This window comes from Parafrankia sp. BMG5.11, assembly GCF_004337455.1.
Window position 1 is genome coordinate 1 of sequence record NZ_SJXI01000194.1, and the last position, 1,667, is coordinate 1,667.

The following is a 1,667-nucleotide window of genomic DNA, read 5'->3' on the forward strand; positions in this document are numbered from 1 at the left end:
GGCTCTTCCCAGTTCGCCGGAGATCGTGTCTGTCCGGTGACTGCCGGCGATGGCCGGTTGTGACTGTGCGTAGCGCCGGTGATTCCGGGAAGTAGGACGCACCCGCCATTCGGCATGATCGCTCTTGCTGAAGGAAGTGATCGCCGAGTGGACGGGTGCGCGTGTTCGAGGGTAGCGGGCTGGCGTTGGCGGAGTTCCTGGGGTTGGCCGGGGTGGTGGTTACGGCGGTGGAGCGGGAGAGGGACGGTTCCTGGTCGCTGCATGTGGCCGGCCCGGTGGTGGCCTGCTGCCCGCGCTGCGGCGAGCCGTCGGGGCGGATCAAGGAGTTCGTCGGGCAGCGGCTGGCGCACCTCGTCGTCGCGCCGGCGCGGGTGACCGTCCACAAGCCGCGGTTGTTCTGTGACCAGTCCGGCTGCGAGCAGGGCAGTTTCGTCGAGAGCGGGCCGCTGGCGGCGCGGGGCGCGCGGGTGTCGACGGTGGGGCGGAAGGCGGTCGGCCACCTGGTCGGGGACTGGGGGGTGCCGGTCAGCAGGGTCGCTGGTGCGGTCGGGGTGGCCTGGTGCACGGCCCAGGACGCGTTCGCCGTGGTCGCCGACGCGGCGGGGGTCGTGGCCTTTGGCCCCGTCGGCGAGGACACGGTCGTTCCCGGCGCCGAGGACGGGGTCACGGAAGCCGGCGCCGACGCGGCCGAAGGGGAGGGCGGCGGGCCGGTGAGGCGGTCGGTGTCCGGGCCGTTGCCGCCGGTCGGGGTGCTCGGGCTCGACGAGCACCGCCGGGGCCGCCCGCGGTATCACCGCGACCCCGACAGCGGCCGGTGGGTCGAGGACGCCGACCGTTGGCTCACGGTGTTCGTCGACCACGCCGGCCACGGCCTGCTCGGCCAGGTCGAGGGCCGGACCGTCGCCGGCACCGCCGCCTGGGTCCTGTCCCAGCCCGCTGCCTGGCGGGCCGGGATCTGGGCCGTCACGATCGACATGTCGACGGTCTACAAGGCGGCGGCCCGGGCCGCGCTGCCCGACGCCATGCTCGCGGTCGACCCCTTCCACGTGACCCAGCTCGCGAACAAGGTGATCGGCGACGTCCGCCGCCGGGTCACCCAGGAGCACCACGGTCGCCGCGGCCGCGCCGACGACCCCGAATACAAGATCAAGGGACTGCTCGTGCGCCGGGAGGAGGCCCTCTCCCCGGCCGCCCGCGGCCGGCTGCTGTGTACCCTGTCCGACCTTGGCGACCGCGGCCGGCAGATCACCGCCGCCTGGCGCGCCAAGGAGCTCCTGCGCGCCGTGCTCGCGCTCGCCGCGCACCGCTCCGGCCACCCGATCACCCGCTCCGACGTCTCCAACGCCCTGACCAGGTTCTTCACCTACTGCGCCACCGTCGGCGAGACCGTCCCCGAGATCACCGTTCTCGCTGAGACGATCTCCAAGTGGCGTGCCGAGATCGCCAACGCGGTCCTCCACTCCCTGTCCAACGCGGCCACGGAGGGCGTCAACCGGCTCGTCAAGCTCGTCTACCGGACCGCGTTCGGCCTGCGCAACGTCACCAACCAGCAGCTCCGCGCCCGCTACTTCGCCTCCCGCGCGACCCGCCCCACCTGGCTACACACCGTCAACCACCCCGCCGCAGGCGGCGTGATCAGCTGACTACAGATTCCGGCCAACTGGGAA

The 1,667-nt window shown here is 72.9% G+C and carries 1 protein-coding gene; it reads left to right on the forward strand.

Annotation, left to right across the window (positions count from 1 at the left end):
* Positions 1-161: 161 nt before the first annotated feature.
* Positions 162-1,643, forward strand: coding sequence for a transposase (locus tag E0504_RS49720; RefSeq protein WP_243658008.1), 1,482 nt, complete (start codon positions 162-164; stop codon positions 1,641-1,643).
* The last annotated feature ends 24 nt before the right edge of the window (positions 1,644-1,667 follow it).